Origin of the sequence: Agrobacterium sp. InxBP2, assembly GCF_026191755.1 — a bacterium.
GTDB lineage: Bacteria > Pseudomonadota > Alphaproteobacteria > Rhizobiales > Rhizobiaceae > Agrobacterium > Agrobacterium pusense.
Genome location: NZ_JAINDY010000034.1, coordinates 219,521 through 237,673, shown reverse-complemented (window position 1 = coordinate 237,673; position 18,153 = coordinate 219,521). Strand labels below are relative to the sequence as shown.

General features: G+C 58.6%; 21 protein-coding genes. 15 read left to right on the top strand and 6 right to left on the bottom strand.

Translation table 11 applies throughout. From position 1 onward, the window contains the following. Positions 1 to 5: 5 nt before the first annotated feature. Positions 6 to 482, top strand: a complete 477-nt coding sequence (greA, locus tag K7A42_RS22985; protein WP_003522847.1) for a transcription elongation factor GreA — start codon at positions 6 to 8, stop codon at positions 480 to 482. Positions 483 to 567: 85 nt separating this feature from the next. Further along, entirely contained in the window at positions 568 to 1,623 is a 1,056-nt protein-coding gene (locus tag K7A42_RS22980; protein WP_282455941.1) for a glycosyltransferase family 4 protein, read from the top strand. 19 nt (positions 1,624 to 1,642) lie between these two features. Here K7A42_RS22980 and K7A42_RS22975 read toward each other — a convergent pair whose 3' ends face one another. Further along, a complete protein-coding gene (locus K7A42_RS22975) occupies positions 1,643 to 2,110 on the bottom strand; it encodes an Lrp/AsnC family transcriptional regulator (protein WP_004442906.1) in 468 nt (155 codons plus the stop codon). A gap of 249 nt (positions 2,111 to 2,359) precedes the next feature. On the opposite strand from K7A42_RS22975, the gene trxB reads away from it, so the two are divergent. From trxB to K7A42_RS22955, 4 genes are all read left to right on the top strand, one after another. Further along, positions 2,360 to 3,334, top strand: coding sequence for a thioredoxin-disulfide reductase (gene trxB, locus K7A42_RS22970; protein WP_035209282.1), 975 nt, complete (start codon positions 2,360 to 2,362; stop codon positions 3,332 to 3,334). Between the two features lie 24 nt (positions 3,335 to 3,358). After that, positions 3,359 to 4,255: a LysR family transcriptional regulator VtlR gene (locus tag K7A42_RS22965; RefSeq protein ID WP_034498849.1), complete on the top strand. Its 897-nt coding sequence runs from the start codon at positions 3,359 to 3,361 to the stop codon at positions 4,253 to 4,255. 596 nt (positions 4,256 to 4,851) lie between these two features. Continuing rightward, the gene (locus K7A42_RS22960) at positions 4,852 to 5,142 is read left to right on the top strand and encodes an ArsR/SmtB family transcription factor (protein WP_282455940.1); all 291 of its coding nucleotides are present in this window, start codon (positions 4,852 to 4,854) and stop codon (positions 5,140 to 5,142) included. Positions 5,143 to 5,248: 106 nt separating this feature from the next. Then, positions 5,249 to 6,364, top strand: coding sequence for an alkene reductase (locus K7A42_RS22955; RefSeq protein ID WP_006699634.1), 1,116 nt, complete (start codon positions 5,249 to 5,251; stop codon positions 6,362 to 6,364). Between the two features lie 47 nt (positions 6,365 to 6,411). Here K7A42_RS22955 and K7A42_RS22950 read toward each other — a convergent pair whose 3' ends face one another. Further along, positions 6,412 to 6,801: a DUF6220 domain-containing protein gene (locus tag K7A42_RS22950; protein WP_244455577.1), complete on the bottom strand. Its 390-nt coding sequence runs from the start codon at positions 6,799 to 6,801 to the stop codon at positions 6,412 to 6,414. Continuing rightward, positions 6,801 to 7,838 (bottom strand): NAD-dependent epimerase/dehydratase family protein, encoded by a 1,038-nt coding sequence (locus K7A42_RS22945; protein ID WP_282455939.1) that lies wholly within the window; start codon positions 7,836 to 7,838, stop codon positions 6,801 to 6,803. Before K7A42_RS22945 ends, K7A42_RS22950 begins: the two co-directional genes overlap by 1 nt. Positions 7,839 to 7,927: 89 nt before the next feature. On the opposite strand from K7A42_RS22945, the gene K7A42_RS22940 reads away from it, so the two are divergent. Further along, a complete protein-coding gene (locus K7A42_RS22940; protein WP_006699631.1) occupies positions 7,928 to 8,872 on the top strand; it encodes a LysR family transcriptional regulator in 945 nt (314 codons plus the stop codon). 102 nt (positions 8,873 to 8,974) lie between these two features. On the opposite strand, the gene K7A42_RS22935 is transcribed toward K7A42_RS22940, so the two are convergent. Next, positions 8,975 to 9,241 carry a DUF2188 domain-containing protein gene (locus K7A42_RS22935; RefSeq protein WP_004442919.1) on the bottom strand — a complete coding sequence of 89 codons (267 nt, stop codon included), beginning with the start codon at positions 9,239 to 9,241 and terminating at the stop codon, positions 8,975 to 8,977. 195 nt (positions 9,242 to 9,436) lie between these two features. On the opposite strand from K7A42_RS22935, the gene K7A42_RS22930 reads away from it, so the two are divergent. Next, positions 9,437 to 10,543 carry a calcium:proton antiporter gene (locus K7A42_RS22930; protein WP_282455938.1) on the top strand — a complete coding sequence of 369 codons (1,107 nt, stop codon included), beginning with the start codon at positions 9,437 to 9,439 and terminating at the stop codon, positions 10,541 to 10,543. Positions 10,544 to 10,602: 59 nt separating this feature from the next. On the opposite strand, the gene K7A42_RS22925 is transcribed toward K7A42_RS22930, so the two are convergent. After that, positions 10,603 to 11,805: a pyridoxal phosphate-dependent aminotransferase gene (locus K7A42_RS22925; protein WP_004442922.1), complete on the bottom strand. Its 1,203-nt coding sequence runs from the start codon at positions 11,803 to 11,805 to the stop codon at positions 10,603 to 10,605. Positions 11,806 to 12,018: 213 nt separating this feature from the next. Between K7A42_RS22925 and K7A42_RS22920 the strand changes: the two genes are divergently transcribed. The 4 genes from K7A42_RS22920 (at position 12,019) to K7A42_RS22905 (ending at position 15,106) form a co-directional block, all read left to right on the top strand. Further along, a complete protein-coding gene (locus K7A42_RS22920; protein ID WP_022556666.1) occupies positions 12,019 to 12,942 on the top strand; it encodes an EAL domain-containing protein in 924 nt (307 codons plus the stop codon). Positions 12,943 to 13,078: 136 nt separating this feature from the next. After that, positions 13,079 to 13,390, top strand: coding sequence for a hypothetical protein (locus tag K7A42_RS22915; protein WP_004442924.1), 312 nt, complete (start codon positions 13,079 to 13,081; stop codon positions 13,388 to 13,390). Positions 13,391 to 13,542: 152 nt separating this feature from the next. Then, a complete protein-coding gene (locus tag K7A42_RS22910; RefSeq protein WP_048902730.1) occupies positions 13,543 to 14,445 on the top strand; it encodes a DMT family transporter in 903 nt (300 codons plus the stop codon). Positions 14,446 to 14,890: 445 nt separating this feature from the next. Then, positions 14,891 to 15,106, top strand: a complete 216-nt coding sequence (locus tag K7A42_RS22905) for a cold-shock protein (RefSeq protein WP_003494703.1) — start codon at positions 14,891 to 14,893, stop codon at positions 15,104 to 15,106. An 86-nt stretch (positions 15,107 to 15,192) separates the two neighbouring features. Here K7A42_RS22905 and K7A42_RS22900 read toward each other — a convergent pair whose 3' ends face one another. Further along, positions 15,193 to 15,837 (bottom strand): MBL fold metallo-hydrolase, encoded by a 645-nt coding sequence (locus K7A42_RS22900; protein WP_004442926.1) that lies wholly within the window; start codon positions 15,835 to 15,837, stop codon positions 15,193 to 15,195. Positions 15,838 to 16,066: 229 nt separating this feature from the next. Between K7A42_RS22900 and K7A42_RS22895 the strand changes: the two genes are divergently transcribed. From K7A42_RS22895 to K7A42_RS22885, 3 genes are all read left to right on the top strand, one after another. Continuing rightward, a complete protein-coding gene (locus tag K7A42_RS22895) occupies positions 16,067 to 16,666 on the top strand; it encodes a DUF1236 domain-containing protein (protein WP_004442927.1) in 600 nt (199 codons plus the stop codon). Positions 16,667 to 16,903: 237 nt separating this feature from the next. Beyond that, on the top strand, positions 16,904 to 17,410 hold the full coding sequence (locus K7A42_RS22890) for a MarR family winged helix-turn-helix transcriptional regulator (RefSeq protein ID WP_022556671.1): 507 nt from the start codon (positions 16,904 to 16,906) through the stop codon (positions 17,408 to 17,410). A gap of 2 nt (positions 17,411 to 17,412) precedes the next feature. Beyond that, positions 17,413 to 18,126 (top strand): response regulator, encoded by a 714-nt coding sequence (locus K7A42_RS22885; protein ID WP_006699625.1) that lies wholly within the window; start codon positions 17,413 to 17,415, stop codon positions 18,124 to 18,126. Positions 18,127 to 18,153: the final 27 nt, after the last annotated feature.

Genomic DNA, 18,153 nt, shown 5'->3' with positions numbered 1-18,153 from the left:
AAAAAATGGTAGAAAAAGTACCGATGACCCAGGGTGGATTCGTCAAGCTTCAGGAGGAGCTTCGCTGGCGCCAGCAGGAGGAACGCCCCCGCATCATCGAGGCGATTGCGGAAGCGCGCGCCCATGGCGACCTTTCGGAAAACGCCGAGTACCATGCTGCCAAGGAAGCGCAGAGCCATAACGAGGGCCGCATCACGGAACTCGAAGATCTGACGGCGCGCGCTGAAGTCATCGACCTTTCCAAGATGTCGGGTTCGAAGATCAAGTTCGGTGCCACCGTGAAGCTGGTTGACGAAGACAGCGATGAGGAAAAGACCTATCAGATCGTCGGCGACCAGGAAGCCGACGTAAAGGCCGGCCGTATTTCCATCTCTTCGCCGATTGCCCGCGCCCTGATCGGCAAGGAAGTTGGCGACAGCATCGAAGTCAACGCGCCTGGCGGCGCCAAGGGTTACGAGATCCTCGCGGTTCAGTGGGGCTGATTGCCCCATGCAATGCGCCCGCCAGCGGGCGCATTGCTTTTGACCTGTTGCTCCCCTGAACCAGCCGCAAAGACGGAAGCCCATCTTGTCCCACGTCAGCCTGAAAGATGTGCAGGTGCTTGCGCCGAATTTCAAACGCAGGCTCTCCGGCGTCACCTCTACAATCGTTCAGCTGATACCGGTGCAGAACCGGCTGGGACAGAAGGTCGCCACCATCGGCCCCGGCCTGCCGCCGCATCTGCCGCATGTGCGTTTCCGCGACCTGTGGCGGCTCTGGCAAGGCGGCCCGTTTGGCGGCCCGCGCATCTGGCATGCCCGCCGCAACCTCGAAATGTTGCCGGGAATTTTCATGCGTGATGTGCTGCGCATGAAGGTGAAGCTTCTCTTCACCTCGGCCGCGCAGAGGCGGCATTCCGCCTACACCCGTTTCCTGATCTCCAGGATGGATGCCGTGGTGGCCACCAACATCCGCTCGGGCTCATTTCTTGAAGTGCCCCATCGCGTTGTCATGCATGGCGTGGATACCGAACTTTTCCACCCGGCAACCGGTCCTGAGGACACGATAGCCGCGACCGGCTTGCCGGGACAATATCTGATCGGCTGCTTCGGGCGGGTCCGCCACCAGAAGGGCACCGATCTTTTCGTGCGTGCCATGATCGAACTTCTGCCCGCCTATCCGCAATGGACAGCTGTGGTTTCAGGCCGCGTGACGGCGGAACACAAGGCTTTTGCCGAAACCCTTGAAGCAGATGTCAGGGCCGCCAGCCTCTCAGATCGTATCGTGTTTCAGGGTGAAGTTGATGACATCAAGCCGTGGTACAGGCGGCTGACGCTCTATGTCGCGCCTTCGCGCAACGAGGGTTTCGGGCTGACTCCGCTTGAAGCAATGGCCTCGGAAACGGCCGTCGTCGCCAGCAATGCCGGTGCCTACGAGGAAATGATCGTCACGGGCGAGACCGGGGCGGTTGTTGAAGCGGGCGACTATGCATCACTGAGGGATGCAATAAAGACCTATCTCGCCGATCCCGCCATGGCCAAAGTCCACGCGAGTACCGGACTTGCGCATGTGCGCAGCACTTTTCCGCTGGAAAAAGAAGCGGCCAGTCTTGGCGAAGTCTATGAGGCGTTGCGGCGGGGGTAATGCGTCGCAAGCCGGAAAATCAGATTTCCACGAGACCGACGCGCTTGACCTGACGGATGGTCAGCATGGTGCGCACCGTATCGACATTCTCATCCGCAGTCAGAACCTCGATCACGAAGTCCTGAAATTCCGTCAGGTTTCTTGCGACGCAATGTAACAGGAAGTCGCTTTCGCCGGATACCATCCAGGCCTGGCGCACGAGAGGCCACCCGGCCGTCGCCGCGGCAAAGGCCTTCAGATTGCTGTCCGACTGGCGCTTGAGACCGATCATGCAGAAGGCGACGAGATCAAAACCGAGCTTCGGCGCGTTCAACATGGCGTGATAACCCTCGATTACCCCCGCCTCCTCGAGCTTGCGGACGCGCCTCAGGCACGGAGGAGCCGAGATACCGACCCTTTCGGCCAGTTCCACATTGGTCATGCGCCCGTCGCGCTGCAATTCGCGCAGGATTTTCAGATCGATGGCATCGAGTTCGACGCTGGTCACGGAGGAGTACCTCGTTAAGCTGGAGAACTTCCTTGTACTATTCGGCGCGGGATTCGCAACAATATGCCGCCAGCCGGTCACAAAATTGCGCGTGCATCCACAACTGCCTTGTTGGTAACGCAAGGCTGCCCTTGAATAAAGACACTAGACAACCTTAAATACCCGCCAACGAAGGGGTTATGGCCCGTCCGCCCTGCCGCGGCTGGAAGGCCCTCGCTGAAGACCCTGCTATTGAGAAGGAAATTTCCCATGTCTGCCCGCCATACCAAGGTATTGATCATCGGCTCCGGTCCCGCAGGCTACACGGCGGCGATCTACGCGGCGCGCGCAATGCTGAAGCCGGTGCTGATCGCCGGCATGGAACAGGGCGGTCAGCTGATGATCACCACCGATGTCGAGAATTACCCGGGCTTTGCAGACCCTATCCAGGGCCCGTGGCTGATGGACCAGATGCTGAAGCAGGCGACGCATGTCGGCGCGGAAATCGTCAGTGACCTGGTGACCGAAGTTGAAACCAGCGTTCGCCCGTTCGTCGTGAAGACCGATTCTGGCCAGGTATGGACCGCCGACACGCTGATCATCGCCACCGGCGCCAAGGCCAAGTGGCTCGGCATCGAGAGCGAGCAACATTTCCAGGGCTTCGGCGTTTCCGCCTGCGCCACCTGCGATGGTTTCTTCTATCGCAATAAGGATGTGATCGTGGTGGGCGGCGGCAATTCCGCCGTGGAAGAGGCGCTTTATCTCGCCCATATCGCCAAGTCGGTAACGGTCGTGCACAGACGCGACAGCTTCCGTTCGGAAAAAATCCTTCAGGAACGGCTCTTTGCCAAGGACAACGTCAATATCCTCTGGAACACGGAAGTTGCCGAAATTACCGGCGCGCCCGCAAAACCGCCGATGCCGCCCTCCGTTTCCGGCGTCAAGCTGCGCGACACCAAAACCGGCGCGATCAGCGAAAGGCCCATTGACGGCGTCTTCGTCGCCATCGGCCACGCGCCTGCCGTGGAGCTCTTCAAGGGCAAGGTGAAGCTGAAGGACAACGGTTATATGTGGACCGCTCCCGATTCCACCGCCACCGACGTGGAAGGCATTTTCGCGGCCGGCGACGTCACCGACGACATCTACCGTCAGGCAATCACCGCCGCCGGCATGGGCTGCATGGCCGCGCTGGAAGCGGAACGTTATCTCACCGCGCATCAACCGCTTGCCGTCGCAGCGGAATAACTGAAAGGCAGGATAGGCATGGCAATGCCATTGGACTGGGATAAACTGCGCATATTTCATGCCGCAGCCGAAGCAGGGTCTTTCACCCATGCTGCCGACAAGCTGCATTTGTCCCAGTCGGCCATCAGCCGCCAGGTCAGCGCGCTGGAGCAGGATGTCGGCGTCAAGCTGTTTCATCGCCACGCCCGCGGCCTGATTCTTACCGAACAGGGCGAACTGCTCTATCGCACCGCTCACGATGTGCTGCTGAAGCTCGAAACGGTGAAGATGCAGCTGACCGAAACGACGGAAAAGCCGAGCGGCAAGCTGCGCGTCACGACGACGGTGGGCCTCGGTCAGGGCTGGCTGACGGACAAGGTGCAGGAATTCCTGCAGCTCTATCCGGAAATGTCGATTCAGCTCATCCTCGACAATGAGGAGCTGGATGTGAATATGCGCCACGCGGATTGCGCCATCCGCCTGCGCCAGCCGCAGCAATCGGACCTCATCCAGCGCAAGCTGTTCACGGTGCACATGCACGTCTATGCCGCGCCGTCTTATATCAATCGCCATGGCGAGCCCCAGTCGGTTGAGGATCTGGACAACCATCGCATTATCTCGTTTGGCGAACCCGCGCCGAACTACCTGCTAGATGTCAACTGGCTCGAAAATGCCGGGCGGTCTTCCGACAACACCCGCACCCCGCATCTGCAGATCAACAGCCAGACCTCGATCAAGCGCGCCTGCCTGCTGGGAATAGGTATCGCCTGCTTGCCGGATTACATTGTCGGCCGGGACCCCGGCCTCATCCAGTTATCGCTCGCGGCCGACATTCCGTCATTCGACACCTATTTCTGCTATCCGGACGAGATGAAAAATGCTGCAAAGCTGAAGGCCTTCCGCGATTTTATCGTCGCCAAGGCGCGCAACTGGAATTTCTGACGTTTAAATAGCCGAACGGCTGAAATAGACGTTATTTTTCAAAGAGCTACAGGGGAATTCATGGAAGGGCGACCAGTCGCCCTTCGCCAGCTTTGCACATAAAATATACCTGAAATATCGAGGCCTGCACCCGACGCATGCCTGACCTGCACAAAAAAGAATTGTTTCGTGCACAAAAAAGCACCATATCGCTCTCAGCTGATGCACACGGTGGCTTTTCCTCCCAGTTCCACCGCATCAGCTGTTCCCCTCTGGAGGTTTTTGACCTTCACACTTAAAGGGCCCTGGATACATCCGGCGGCCCTCTTTTTTTACCCGCAAGAATTTTCTCCAAATTGGCGAAATATCGGATGATGCAACCTTGTTTTGCATTGTCGCTCCCACCATATCTTGGTTGGCTGTCACGCTCGCTCAGGCACGCGACAGCTGTTCCCCTCTGGAGGTTTTGACCTTCAAACTTATCAGGCCGCGGAAATATCCAGCGGCCTTTTTTTTGCCGATGCCACCGCGCCCGTGCAGTCCTCACAGAGACGTGACTTGTATATCGATAATGATCGATATAAATATCGGGTATGTCAGATATTGAAGAAACCCCAATGAACCCGGAGGAAGTCCTCAAGGCCCTTTCGCACCCCGCACGGCTGAAATTTCTGGAATGGCTGAAGTCTCCGGAAAGTCACTTCTGTCAGGAGCATCCGCTCAGCATGGGTGTTTGCGCCAACCAGTTTCAGATCAGCGGCCTGTCGCAATCCACCGTCTCCTCGCATCTTGCGGTACTGCAGGCGGCGGGCCTGATAAGGTCGAAGAAGGTGGGGCAATGGGTGTTTTTTGAGCGCAACGAGGAAACCATCGATGCTTTCCGCAATTATCTGAAAACCAAGCTTTGAGCCCGGGGTGCCGGACCGGAACCGCGACACGGTTTCGCACCGGCACCCATATCAGGATAGCGCGCCTGCCGCGCAATTTCGCCAACCGACCAGAAAGTGAAGTCGCATGACCAGTCTTTTCGAACCGGCACAGGCCGGCGATATCGCACTCGCCAACCGCATCGTCATGGCCCCTCTCACCCGCAATCGCTCCCCGGGCGCCATTCCCAACAATCTCAACGCCACCTATTACGAGCAGCGGGCGACAGCCGGCCTGATCGTCACTGAAGGCACGCCCATTTCCCAGCAGGGCCAGGGTTACGCCGATGTTCCCGGTCTTTATAAGCGGGAAGCGATTGAAGGCTGGAAAAAGATCACTGACGGCGTTCATTCGGCGGGCGGCAAGATCGTTGCCCAAATCTGGCACGTGGGCCGAATTTCCCACACCTCGTTGCAGCCGCATGGTGGCCAGCCGGTCGCCCCCTCGGCCATCACCGCCAAATCGAAGACCTATATCATCAATGATGACGGCACCGGTGCCTTTGCCGAAACCTCCGAACCCCGTGCCCTCACCATCGACGATATCGGCCTCATCCTCGAGGATTACCGCAGCGGCGCGCGCGCGGCACTGGAGGCCGGTTTCGACGGCGTCGAAATCCATGCCGCCAATGGTTACCTGATCGAGCAGTTCCTGAAATCCAGCACCAACCAGCGCACGGATGATTACGGTGGCTCCATCGAAAACCGCGCTCGCTTCCTGCTGGAAGTCGTCGACGCGGTGGCGGAAGAGATCGGCGCCGGCCGCACCGGCATCCGCCTCTCGCCAGTTACCCCTGCCAACGATATTTTCGAGGCTGATCCGCAACCGCTCTATAATTACGTCGTTGAGCAGCTGGGCAAGCGCAATCTCGCCTTCATCCATGTCGTAGAAGGTGCGACGGGCGGTCCGCGCGATTTCAAGCAGGGCGACAAGCCTTTCGATTACGCGTCCTTCAAGGCGGCCTATCGTAATGCCGGCGGCAAGGGCCTGTGGATCGCCAACAATGGTTACGACAGGCAGAGCGCCATCGAAGCCGTGGAAAGTGGCAAGGTTGATGCCGTTGCTTTCGGCAAGGCCTTCATCGCCAATCCTGATCTGGTGCGCCGCCTGAAAAACGACGCGCCGCTGAATGAACCGAACCAGCCGACCTTCTATGGCGGCGGCGCCGAAGGTTACACCGACTATCCGGCCCTCGCCCAATAGCAATGAAAAAGACGCCGCATCGTTGAAAAGCGATGCGGCGTTTTCGTTCATTGCGCGCTTCTCGCCTGCCGGGCGGCAAAATCGGAAAAGGCGCCCATTACGAAGGCATTGGGCAGATGCAGCGCCTGCAAAAGGCCATTGCCCGTTTCCCGACCGATGCTCATCAGCGCCACCTGCAGACAATAGATAGCTAGCAGCACCAGCGAACGGCCAAGATTGGGCCGCAGGTCCTCGTATCGCAAAGCGAGGACCGCCAGCGACAGGATCGGAACGGCGATCAGAAGGCCGAGCCCCTTGTGCAGCGACAGCAGCGATCCATCGTAATAGATCGACAGCCCGGCCAGCAGCACCTGAGCGAAGATCAGCACGGGCACGCTTGCCGAAATCGCGGCAAAGGCGCGACGCCTGGTCGACATTCCGTTCGCAACCGCGCCCATCACGCCCTGCCTTCGGCGTCGGCCGGATGCGCAAGGTTCGACGGCTGCGGCCTCTCGTCAAGGCAGCCGAGACCCGCCAACGTGGTCGCCACCGCAATGTCGATAGGTGTCTTCGGCTCGCTTCCAAGGAAATCTGTTAGCTTACGATTGCTCATCCTGATCGGCATCTGCCAGAGATATTGCATTTCCAGCACTTCGCGGAACAGCGGAACGAAGGGCGCAGCCAGTTTGATGCCTGTCCAGGATAAACGTCGCCGCTTGACCGGATGGCCCACAACCCGCTCGATCGCTTCAATCAGTTGCAGCCCGTCGAAATCCCAGAAACCTTCCATGTGATAGACGGCAAAGGCCGGAAGCTCGTCTGCACGGTCGAGCAGTCGGCCAATGGTTTCCGCCACGTCAGGCAGATAAGCCCATTGGTGTCCTGCATGGCGGGCGGAAGGGTTCTGCACGCTGCGAACCGGCCTGCCGGGTCGCACCAGCATCTGCGAAAACCAGTTGTTTCTCGCATCTGGCCCAAAGAAGTCGCCCGCCCGGACGATCAGCACCGGCACGCCGCGCATTGAAGCCAGTTTAAGCCGCCGCTCCATCTCCACACGCAACGCGCCCTTGCGGGTAAAGGGCTTTTGCGGGCTCTCCTCGCTCAGCAGCGGAAAGGCGTCAGAGCCGAAATTATAGATGGTCCCCGGGAAAACAATCCTCGCCCCACAGCTTTCAGCAGCCGCGATCGTGTTGTCCAGCATCGGCAATACCTGCTTCTCCCAATCGCGGTATCCGGGAGGATTAACCGCATGGACGATCAGCCGAACACCTTGTGCCGCCTTCAAGACGTCCTGACCGTTCATGGCGTCACCCACCACGAACTCGACATCGCCAGTGATGTGGGAAGCCGCCTTCCGCCGCGTCATCGCCCTCACGCGCCATCCCCGTTGCTGCAGCATACGGGAGATCTGGCCGCCGACACCCCCATTCACGCCCAGAACCAGCGCCAGTGGCCGATCATTCTCTGCTGAATTTACGTTGTTTTCATATATCATCGCCGTACTCCTTGTTCTGGGATGGAGTATCGTCGCGTTTCGCGATATACGAAATTATCGAAATCAGTGGATCGGCTATACAAAATTTTATGAGCAAGAACCGCGACGTCAGCTGGGATTTTTATCGCACCTTCCTTAGCGTGCTGAGCGACGGTTCGCTGTCCGCCGCCGCCCGCGAGCTTGGCATCACCCAGCCGACGGCGGGACGTCATATCGGCGCGCTGGAAGAGGCCGTCGGCTTTCCTCTGTTCATCCGCTCGCCGCACGGCTTGATGCCGACGGAAGCAGCCCTTGCGCTCCGCCCCTATGCGGAAAATCTGGCGGCGACGACCGCCGCCCTCATGCGCGCGGCCTCCGGCGAAGTCGGCAAGATCGAAGGCACGGTGCGCATCAGCGCATCTGACATCATCGGAGTCGAAATGTTGCCGCCGATTATCACGGCCATGCAGGAGGTTCACCCGCGGCTTGAAATCGAGCTGTCATTATCAGATACGCTGGAAGACCTTCTAAGACGCGAGGCGGATATTGCCATTCGCATGACCGAGCCGCTGCAGGACGCGATCGTCATGCGTTACATCGGCAATTTCCGTCTGGGATTTCATGCGACGCGCGACTATCTGGCAAAAGCCGGAACGCCAAAGAGCATGGAAGACCTGAACCACCACCGGATGGTCGGTTTTGATCGCAAGACGCCGTTCATCCGGGCGGCCATCCAGCGGATGCGTTCGCTCGATCCTGACATCCCCGATGTTGAGGAAATTTCCTTCGAAATACGCGCCGACAGCAACCTTGCACAACTTGCCATGATCCGCGCCAGCGCGGGCATCGGCGTCTGTCAGATTGGCTTGGCCCGCAAGGACCCGCGACTGGTTCAGGTTCTGCCGAACATCGATATCCCGCTCCATACCTGGGTCGCGATGCACGAAAACCTCAAGACCTCACCGCGATGCCGCGCCGTCTTCAGCGCCCTGGTCGAAGGCCTCAAGGGTCATCTCAAGGAAACCGATCCGGGCGCGCCACCGAAACGGCGCTAAGGCAGTGCCGCGTCGATACGAGGCAGCCCGCGATCCCCAACTGGAAGGGACCGGCGGAACGGAAAAGCGATCCTGGTTTGCTTAAAATCCACGGATCGCCCGTCAGAATGGTTCGGCCTGCTGCGTCGTCTTGTCCACCACCTCGGCTTCCGGGCGGTCGCCGCCCTGGCTGTATTCTTCATGCCAGTGGCCGCTCTCATCCTGATAGCTGATTTCCTCGTCATCGCCACCCACCTGCTGTTCGGCAGCGACGATGCGCGCAGCCTCGACGGCATCCGCATAGGTAGGAAATGTTTCGGAATAAGCGCCGTTCATGCGGTAGGCGAAGCCCCCGTCATGTTCGACGATTTCATACACCACTTTGGTCATGCATGTTCCTCCTGTTTCGGTAGGCGACATGGCAACCACAACCGCGCTTCAAGCATTGCACCCGATGGGGACACCGCGGCATGAGCAGCATGTCCTGCGACATCACTATCCTACCAAAAGCACTCAAGCGCAAATCCTGCTTGATCTGAGGGACGATACGTCACAGCCTAAGCAGATCCGGGGGAAGGGAAATCAATGGCGGGTTCTATTCTGAAACAGGAGCGTATGCTGCTTCTGGCGATACCGACGGCAATCGTCGCCTATCTGGTCGAACATGCAATCTTCGAAGCGGGAAAGACGGCGACGATCATCGCTGCCGTCGTGCTGATCGGGCTCATTGTTCTCGTCTCGATGCGGGTTGCCCATCACGCCGAAATCCTGGCCGCCAAGGTGGGCGACCCCTATGGCACCATGATCCTGACGCTGTCGGCGGTTGCGGTGGAAGTGCTGATCCTCGCCATCATCATGAGCGAATCCAGTTCACCCACGCTGGTGCGGGATACGATCTATTCCGCCGTGATGATCGACATCAACGGCATTCTTGGTCTCGCCGCGCTTCTTGGAGGCCTTCGCCACGGAGAACAGCCGTATAACGACGATTCCGGCAAGACCTATGGCGTGATGATCCTGACGGCGATGGGCATATCGATGATAGTGCCTGAGTTCATTCCTGAACAGAGCTGGCACATCTACTCGGTGTTCACAATCGTGGCGATGATTGCGCTTTATGCGCTGTTCCTCAAAATGCAGGTGGGCCCGCACAGCTATTTTTTCAGCTACACTTACCCTCGAAAGCCACATCCGGCCGGCCAGCCAGCAGGCAGCCATGTGGAAGAGGACGATGAAGGCAACGTACCACTCTCCATCGGCCTCATCATCGCCGGCGTGGTTCTGATCGGCGTACTGGCGGAATTCATGTCCGCCTTCCTGGGCGAAAGTCTTGAAGGCACCAGCGCACCGCCGGCGCTGATGGCCGTGGTGGTGGCGACGATCTCGGCATCGCCGGAAATCCTCACCGCGCTCAGGTCTGCCCTGCGCAACCGTATGCAGGCCGTGGTCAATATCGCCATGGGCGCATCGCTCTCGACGGTTATCCTGACCGTGCCCGTGATGGAGGGTATCGCGCTCTATACCGGCCAGCCCTTCATCATGGCGATGACGCCCGTTCAGACCGTCATGGTCTTCATCACGCTCATCGCCGCCGCCATCAACCTCAATGACGGTGAAACCAACGCGATTGAAGGAATGACGCATTTCATTCTCTTCGCCACCTTCATCATGCTGCTGTTCCTGGGGCTCTGACCGAAACGAAAAAAGCCCGGCATCGCTGCCGGGCTTTTTCAATCGAGGTTACAAACCGATCAGCGGCAATCGGCGCAGAAGCGCTGGATGCGCTTGCAGGCCTCTTCCAGCAACTCTTCCGAGGTGGCATAGGAAATGCGGAAGTTCGGGCCGAGACCGAAGGCCGAGCCCTGCACAACGGCAACGCCTTCGGCTTCAAGAAGCTCGGAGACGAAATCCGTATCCGTCTCGATGACCTTGCCCGACGGCGCGGTCTTGCCGATCAGGCCGGCGCAGGACGGGTAAACGTAGAACGCACCTTCCGGAGCCGGGCAGCTGATGCCCTTGGCCTGGTTGAGCATGGAGACGACCAGGTCACGGCGGCCTTCGAAGATTTTCTTGTTCGCCGGAATGAAATCCTGCGTGCCGTTCAAGGCTTCGACCGCGGCCCATTGTGCGATGGAGCTCGCGCCCGAGGTCTGCTGACCCTGGATCATGTCCATGGCCTTGATGAGCGGCAGCGGGCCGGCAGCGTAACCGATACGCCAGCCGGTCATGGCATAGGCCTTGGAAACGCCGTTCATCGTCAGCGTGCGGTCATAGAGCGAAGGCTCTACTTCCACCGGCGTGACGAATTTAAAGTCGCCATAGGTCAGGTGCTCATACATGTCATCCGTGAGGATCCATACATGCGGGTGCTTGACGAGCACATCGGTCAGCGCCTTCAACTCGTCGTGCGAATAGGCCGCGCCCGACGGGTTGGACGGCGAGTTGAACACGAACCACTTGGTCTTCGGCGTGATCGCCTTTTCCAGCGCTTCCGGCTTCAGCTTGAAATTGTCTTCCAGCGTCGCGTCGACGAATACCGGCGTACCGCCGCAGATCGAGACCATCTCGGGATAGCTGACCCAGTACGGCGCCGGGATAACGACTTCATCACCGGGGTTCAGCGTCGCCATAAAAGCGTTGAACAGGATCTGCTTGCCGCCGGTGCCGACAATCGTCTGCTCCGGCTTGTAGTCGAGGCCGTTTTCACGCTTGAACTTGTCGGCAATCGCCTTGCGCAGTTCCGGAATGCCGGAAACAGGCGTGTATTTCGTTTCACCGCGTTTAATCGCGTCAATGGCCGCTTCCTTGATATTGTCGGGCGTATCGAAATCCGGCTCGCCGGCGCCAAGGCTAATCACATCGCGGCCCTGCGCTTTAAGCTCGCGGGCTTTCTGGCTAACGGCGATGGTGGCGGATGGCTTTACGCGGGAGAGAATGTCGGCAAGGAAGGCCATTTTTAATCGGTCCTATTGGGGTTGACATCGCAGAGCTTGGAAATCTCGTCTGCTGCGGCAATTTCTATGTCGAAAGACGGGCCTAGTTTCAAGGCCAAAAGCCAGCCTATCCGCCGTGGGGGTACAATTTAAGCCTTCCTTAACCCGGAAGTAACGCTTGTTGAGCTACATTCGCGAGCCTAGGGGTCGTGTCTCTCTATAGCTGGTTGAAAAATGGCGCCCAAAAGCATCTTTTCCAGTCTTGTCCGCGAGGCCGATGGCACATGGTCCACCGCCTATAACAGCTTCAACCTCAAGTCCGCCCTGCAGCCCATATTCCGTCGCACATCAAGCGGCCCGCTGGACATCGATTCCTTCGAAGGTCTTGTGCGCCCCCACCGTAACGGCGAACCGGTAACACCAGGTGAATTTTTCTCGCTGGTGGCACCGGAAGACATCGAAAATATCGACAGCATCCTGCGGACCATCCACATTCTCAACACCGGCAGGCTCAGCCGCTCCCGCGCGCGCATCTTCGTCAATTTCCATCCCGGCCTGTTCCAGACGCCAGCCAAGATGCGGCAGGAAGTGGAGCGCATGCGCCTCGCAGCCCACGAGGCCGGCATGACGGCAGACCGTATCGTCTGCGAAATCTCCGAGAAGAAGGCCTCCGACACCCAGATGGTCGCAGATTTCGCCTACCACATGCACGATATCGGCTTTCGCGTGGCGCTCGATGACTACGGCGCCGGCGATACCGCCATCGAACGGGTAAAGCTCATCAAGCCGGACTATGTGAAATTCGAGGCGGGCTGGGTGCGCGACTTCATGCAGAATTCTGCGGGCGCCGCTCTCCTGCGCGTCATTGTCAGCCAGTTTCGGGAGGATGGGATAGAGCCGGTTTTCGAGGGGTTGGAAACCGGTTGGCAGGTGGAGCAATGTGAAGAACTCGGCGTTTTCCTAATGCAGGGCTACATTCTGGCAAAACCGGAACTTGCGCCCACCAGTTTCGACGCGCGCTTTCCCGAGCTGGGCAGCGCATATTTTTCTCCTGCCGCACGACTGGAGAAAGGCTCCGCGGCTTTTTTCCGTGAGGAGCGCACCTCTGACGCGCATCCCCTGCGCCAGACCCGGACATTCGGAAAACGCGGCCTCTGACGCCAATTCCGGTTCAAAAACGCCCCCGCCACAATATTGCCGCAATAAATGCCGCGGAACGCCAGAATTCGGTCTCCAAGCCGTCCATTTCGAAGCCTCTTTTGTCCTTTAAGAACAGGGACAAGAGGCGACAGCCATGTTTACCAACGACCGCACTTCCGTTGAAAGGTTAAGGGCACAGAGAACGCTGTTTTCCCTCTGGATGGCGGTCGCGGCTTTCCTTGTCATCATCACCATGGCAGCCGGCATCGCGACATCGGCCAATGCGGCTGCGCAAGCGGTGGACACCCTGCATACCTCCGCCATACCGCAGGTGGCTGCGACGACGAAGGCAGGTCCGCATATCCTGCTCATCGTCCTCTCGGCCGCGGCGTTCGTCGGCCTAGGCCTTGGCGGCCTGATGCTTACCCGGCGCAGCCTGAAGGACGAGGCCCGCCGTTATAGATAACGGCCCTCCCCTCGACTTGCGGCATCGGCATGTTGCTGCTAAAGCACCCGGGAAACAGTCGTCCGACACAGCTGGATGACACCTCACAAAATCCCCTGTTTGCCCGGCCGTGACGTCAATGATCTCCCGGCCCCGCATTGCTGGTGCCAATAATGACGCGAATTCAGGCCAATATGCTGCTTCTGCTCGCCGCAGCAATCTGGGGAGGCGGCTTTGTCGCACAATCCTCAGCCATGGCCTCGATTGGCCCTTTCTGGTTCGTTGGTTTGCGTTTCGCCATCGCCGCCATCGCCGTGCTGCCCTTCGCGCTCATGGAAACCCGGTCCCTGAAATCACCGCCCCGCCCGCGTCAGATCGGCAGCTTCATTCTCGTCGGTCTTGCGCTGTTCGGCGGCGCCACCACCCAGCAGGTCGGGCTGCTGACCACGACGGTCACCAATTCCAGCTTCCTGACCGGGCTCTATGTCATCTTCGTGCCCGTGATTGCCGTTCTGCTTTACCGCCGTCACCCCCACTGGGTCGTCTGGCCCTGCGCGCTGATGATGCTCGGTGGTATATTCCTCCTTTCCGGCGGCGCCTTCGAGACGCTGACGAAAGGGGATATTCTCAGCATCATCTGCGCTTTCTTCTGGGCGATCCAGATTACGCTCGCAGGGCGCTTCGTCTCCGAAAGCGGCCGGCCGCTTGCGCTCTCCTGCACACAATTCGCGGTTTGCTCCCTTCTTAGTTGCATGATCGGCGTTGTGTCCGAACCGATCAGCATGGTCGCCATCGAGGCGTCGATGGTAGAAATTCTCTATGTCGGCCTCGTTTCTTCCGGCCTCGCCTTTGTGCTTCAGGTGATTGCCCAGCGCTACACAACAGCGCCGCAGGCCGCGATTTTCCTGTCGTCGGAGGCGCTCTTCGGCGCCCTGCTGGCCTCGATTTTCCTCAAGGAAACCATTTCCGGTGCCGGCTATGTCGGCTGCCTGATCATTTTCATCGCCATCCTGATCGTGGAATTGGTACCGGAACTGACGCGCAAACGGCAAAAAACCGCGACAGAAGCGGCGTGACGCGAAAAGAACTGTTTTTTCTGTTTTCTCGGGAAATCGCGGTCACGCGTCCAAATTTTTGCCGGGAAAGCTCAGACCGACCGGCAATTATTTCATCAACTATCACTTATGCGAAAAAAATGTGCGGTTCCCACGCGCAACTCTACCGCAGGTTTTTTATCTGACAAAAAGCCCGTAAAAACTTTTGCTTGCCAATTTTCGATAAACGCAGCAATCTACTGCGGTTCGGGCAATTTGCGAGCATGGGAAGGCCTATAAATTTGCGCACTGGGGACGCTATAAACCTCGGGCGGTGGGACGAAAAACGTTGGATGAGAACGCCATTACTTCCCGCTGCGAAGGTCCATTTTCTCAATAGTCAAAAACTGCCTGCCAACGCCCACGCGGGGCAAAACTGTAATGCTGCCTGTAGCTGAACGCGGGCAGAGCGAAAAGGACCTGATGCATGGCCGAAACTGGCACCGTAAAATTCTTCAATACAGACAAAGGCTTCGGCTTCATCAAGCCAGACAATGGTGGCGCTGATATCTTTGTTCACATCTCTGCCGTACAGGCTTCCGGCCTGTCCGGACTTTCAGAAAATCAGAAAGTGAGCTTCGACACGGAACCGGATCGTCGCGGCAAAGGGCCGAAGGCAGTCAATCTGCAGATTGCTGGCTGACCCTAAAACGGCTTTCTTTTCTAGTTGAAGCCCGGCAGGAATGCCGGGTTTTTTTGTGCGCGCCGCAGGCCGCAGCCGTCCGGCGCTCACAGTCCCTTGAGATAGGGGTTGGTCAGCCGCTCCTCACCCAGCCGTCCGCCCGGGCCGTGGCCGCAGATGAAGCCGACATCGTCGCCAAGCGGCAGCAGCTTATCGCGAATGGACGCCATCAGCTGCTCGTGGTTTCCACCCGGCAGATCCGTGCGCCCCACCGACCCGGCAAACAGCACGTCGCCCACATGGGCGAAGTTCTGGTCGCGGTTGTAATAGATTACATGCCCGGGCGCGTGCCCCGGGCAATGATAGACCTCGAAGACGTGATCACCAAAGGAGACCTTGTCACCTTCCTTCAGCCATGAATCCGGCACGACGTTCTTCAGACCGCTGATGCCGTATTTCTGCGCCTGCACCTCAATTCTCTCCAGCAGGGGCCGGTCATCTTCATGCGGCCCGATCACCGGCAGGGAGAGTTTTTCGCGCAACTCATCCGCACCACCGGCATGGTCGAGATGGCCGTGCGTCAACCATATTTCCTTGAGCGTGATGCCGTTTTCAGCAACTACCTGAAGAATGACGTCCACATCCCCGCCAGGATCGACGACGACGCCTTCCTTGGTGTCCTGATCAAACAGGACGGTACAATTCTGCTCAAATGGCGTGACCGGAATAATCCCGGCCTGCAACTTTCCCATATCCCGTGTCTCCTGTCTGAAAGATCCGCCATCCTATAGCCCGCTACCGGTTACGGCACAATGGCGACAGGTCACCTTGTTCTCAGCGGCGAATTCACGAAGAAAATCCCTATTCCATACAGTCAGATAACACGAAGAGGCGGCTTGATGAGACATGATCTTCCCGAAAAATGTGGAACGCCCTGGGGATTGCGACGTTGTAGCACCAGTCTTGAAAGGAGTGAGACACATGGACAAGACGCTTAAAATGCTGATCGCTGGTGGCGCCTTCGCCTTGATGGCGGGCTATGCAAATGCCGCCATGGTCGCAACAACCGCCTCGGATATTTCTGTCCGGTCCGGCCCCGGTGACGACTATCCGGAAGTCGGCCTCGCCACGCGTGGCAGCAACGCCGTGCTGGACGGCTGCATGGAAGGTAGCAGCTGGTGTCGCATCGAGGTGAACGGTCTGCGCGGCTGGGCCCATGCCGATTACCTGAACGTGATGTATGAAGGTTCGCCCGTCATTCTCAAGGAACGCCGCACGGAACTCAGCGTGCCGGTCGTGACCTACGAAAAAACCTCGAGTGTCCAGGCTGAACCGAACCCCGGGGATCCGAATCTGGGCCGCGTCGGCGAAGTCGATCCGCCGCAGTCGGTCATCACCTATATTGACGAGCACCCTGCCGATACCATCACCTATGACGGTGACATTGCCGTTGGCAGCGTCCTGCCGGCCGATACCCGTCTGGTTGAAGTTCCAGATTATCAGTATCGGTATGTGAGGGTGAACGATGTACCTGTACTCGTAGAACCCTCGACACGTCGTATCGTCTACGTCTACCAGTAAGACGGCCATTACCACAGTAATGCTTGAGAGCGCGGAGTTTCCGCGCTCTTTTGTATTTGCGGTGAAGGTCGCGCAGGATTCCAGTTGCACCGGCACCCTCGCCATATTATCCACCGCAACAGAAAATGATCGCGGCATTCTCCCGAGCGGACGCATTTTCGGCTATGTTTACAGAATATTGGCGCATCGACGCCTGCAACATATGATCAGACAGCCGCAGAATATGAAGGAACCGCAGTGCCACCGCAATCGCTCAAAACCGCCGCCGCCAGACAGACACCGGCACTGCCGAAGGTTGACGACGGCAAGATTGACTTCGACACGATCGAAGCGCTGTTTTTCGCCTATCGCGATTTCGTCTCCGATCCCGACGTCATCCTGTCGAAACTTGATTATGGGCGCGCGCATCACCGGGTGGTCTATTTTGTCAGCCGGCAGCCGGGCATGACCGTGGCGGATCTCCTCGATACGCTGCAGATAACCAAACAGAGCCTCGCCCGAGTGTTGAAGCAATTGATCGACGACGGTTACATCCGCCAGATGGCAGGTCCTGAAGACCGCCGCCAGCGCCGGCTCTATCCGACGCTGACAGGCCGCGAACTGGCGTTGGCGCTCAGCGAACCACAATCACGTCGCATCGACCGCGCGCTGGAAGGCCTCGGTCCCGATGCGCGCACCTGCGTGCGCAAATTTCTGGCGCAGATGCGCAGCCCGGCGACGATGACCAGCGTGGAGGATGAGTGACGATGGCGCAAGCTCCGGCAAAACGTCCACCGGCGGACGACGATGCGGCTCATCTCCTGATCGTCGACGATGACGCCCGCATCCGCGATCTCCTGCAGCGTTTTCTTGGCGACAAGGGATATCGCATCTCCGTTGCGGCCGATGCAGCAGAAGCCCGCCGCAAGATGGTGGGCATCCGTTTCGATCTGCTGATCCTCGACGTGATGATGCCCGGAGAGAACGGGCTTTCGCTGACCCGCTCGCTGAACGAAGATAAATCCGTGCCGGTCATTCTTCTGACCGCCCGCTCGGAAGCGGATTCACGTATTGCCGGGCTGGAAGCGGGAGCGGACGATTATCTCGCCAAGCCTTTTGATCCGCGCGAACTGGTCCTGCGCATCAACAATATTCTGCGGCGCAACACCTCCCCGGACACGCCGAAGATCGAACAGATCATGTTCGGCCCCTACAGCTTCTCCATTCCCAGAAGGGAACTGCGGCGCGGTCCGGAAACGATCCGCCTGACAGATCGTGAACAGGAGATCATGCTGCTTTTTGCGCTACGCGCCGGCGATACCATTCCACGGCACGAGCTGGTGGAAGCGGAGTCGGAAGTGGGCGAAAGAACGATCGACGTGCAGATCAACCGTCTTCGCCGCAAGATCGAAGACGACCCTGCCAACCCGGTCTATCTGCAAACGGTGCGTGGCATCGGTTACCGCCTCAGCGTGGACTGACGAGCACCCAACGAAGGGCGAACGCAC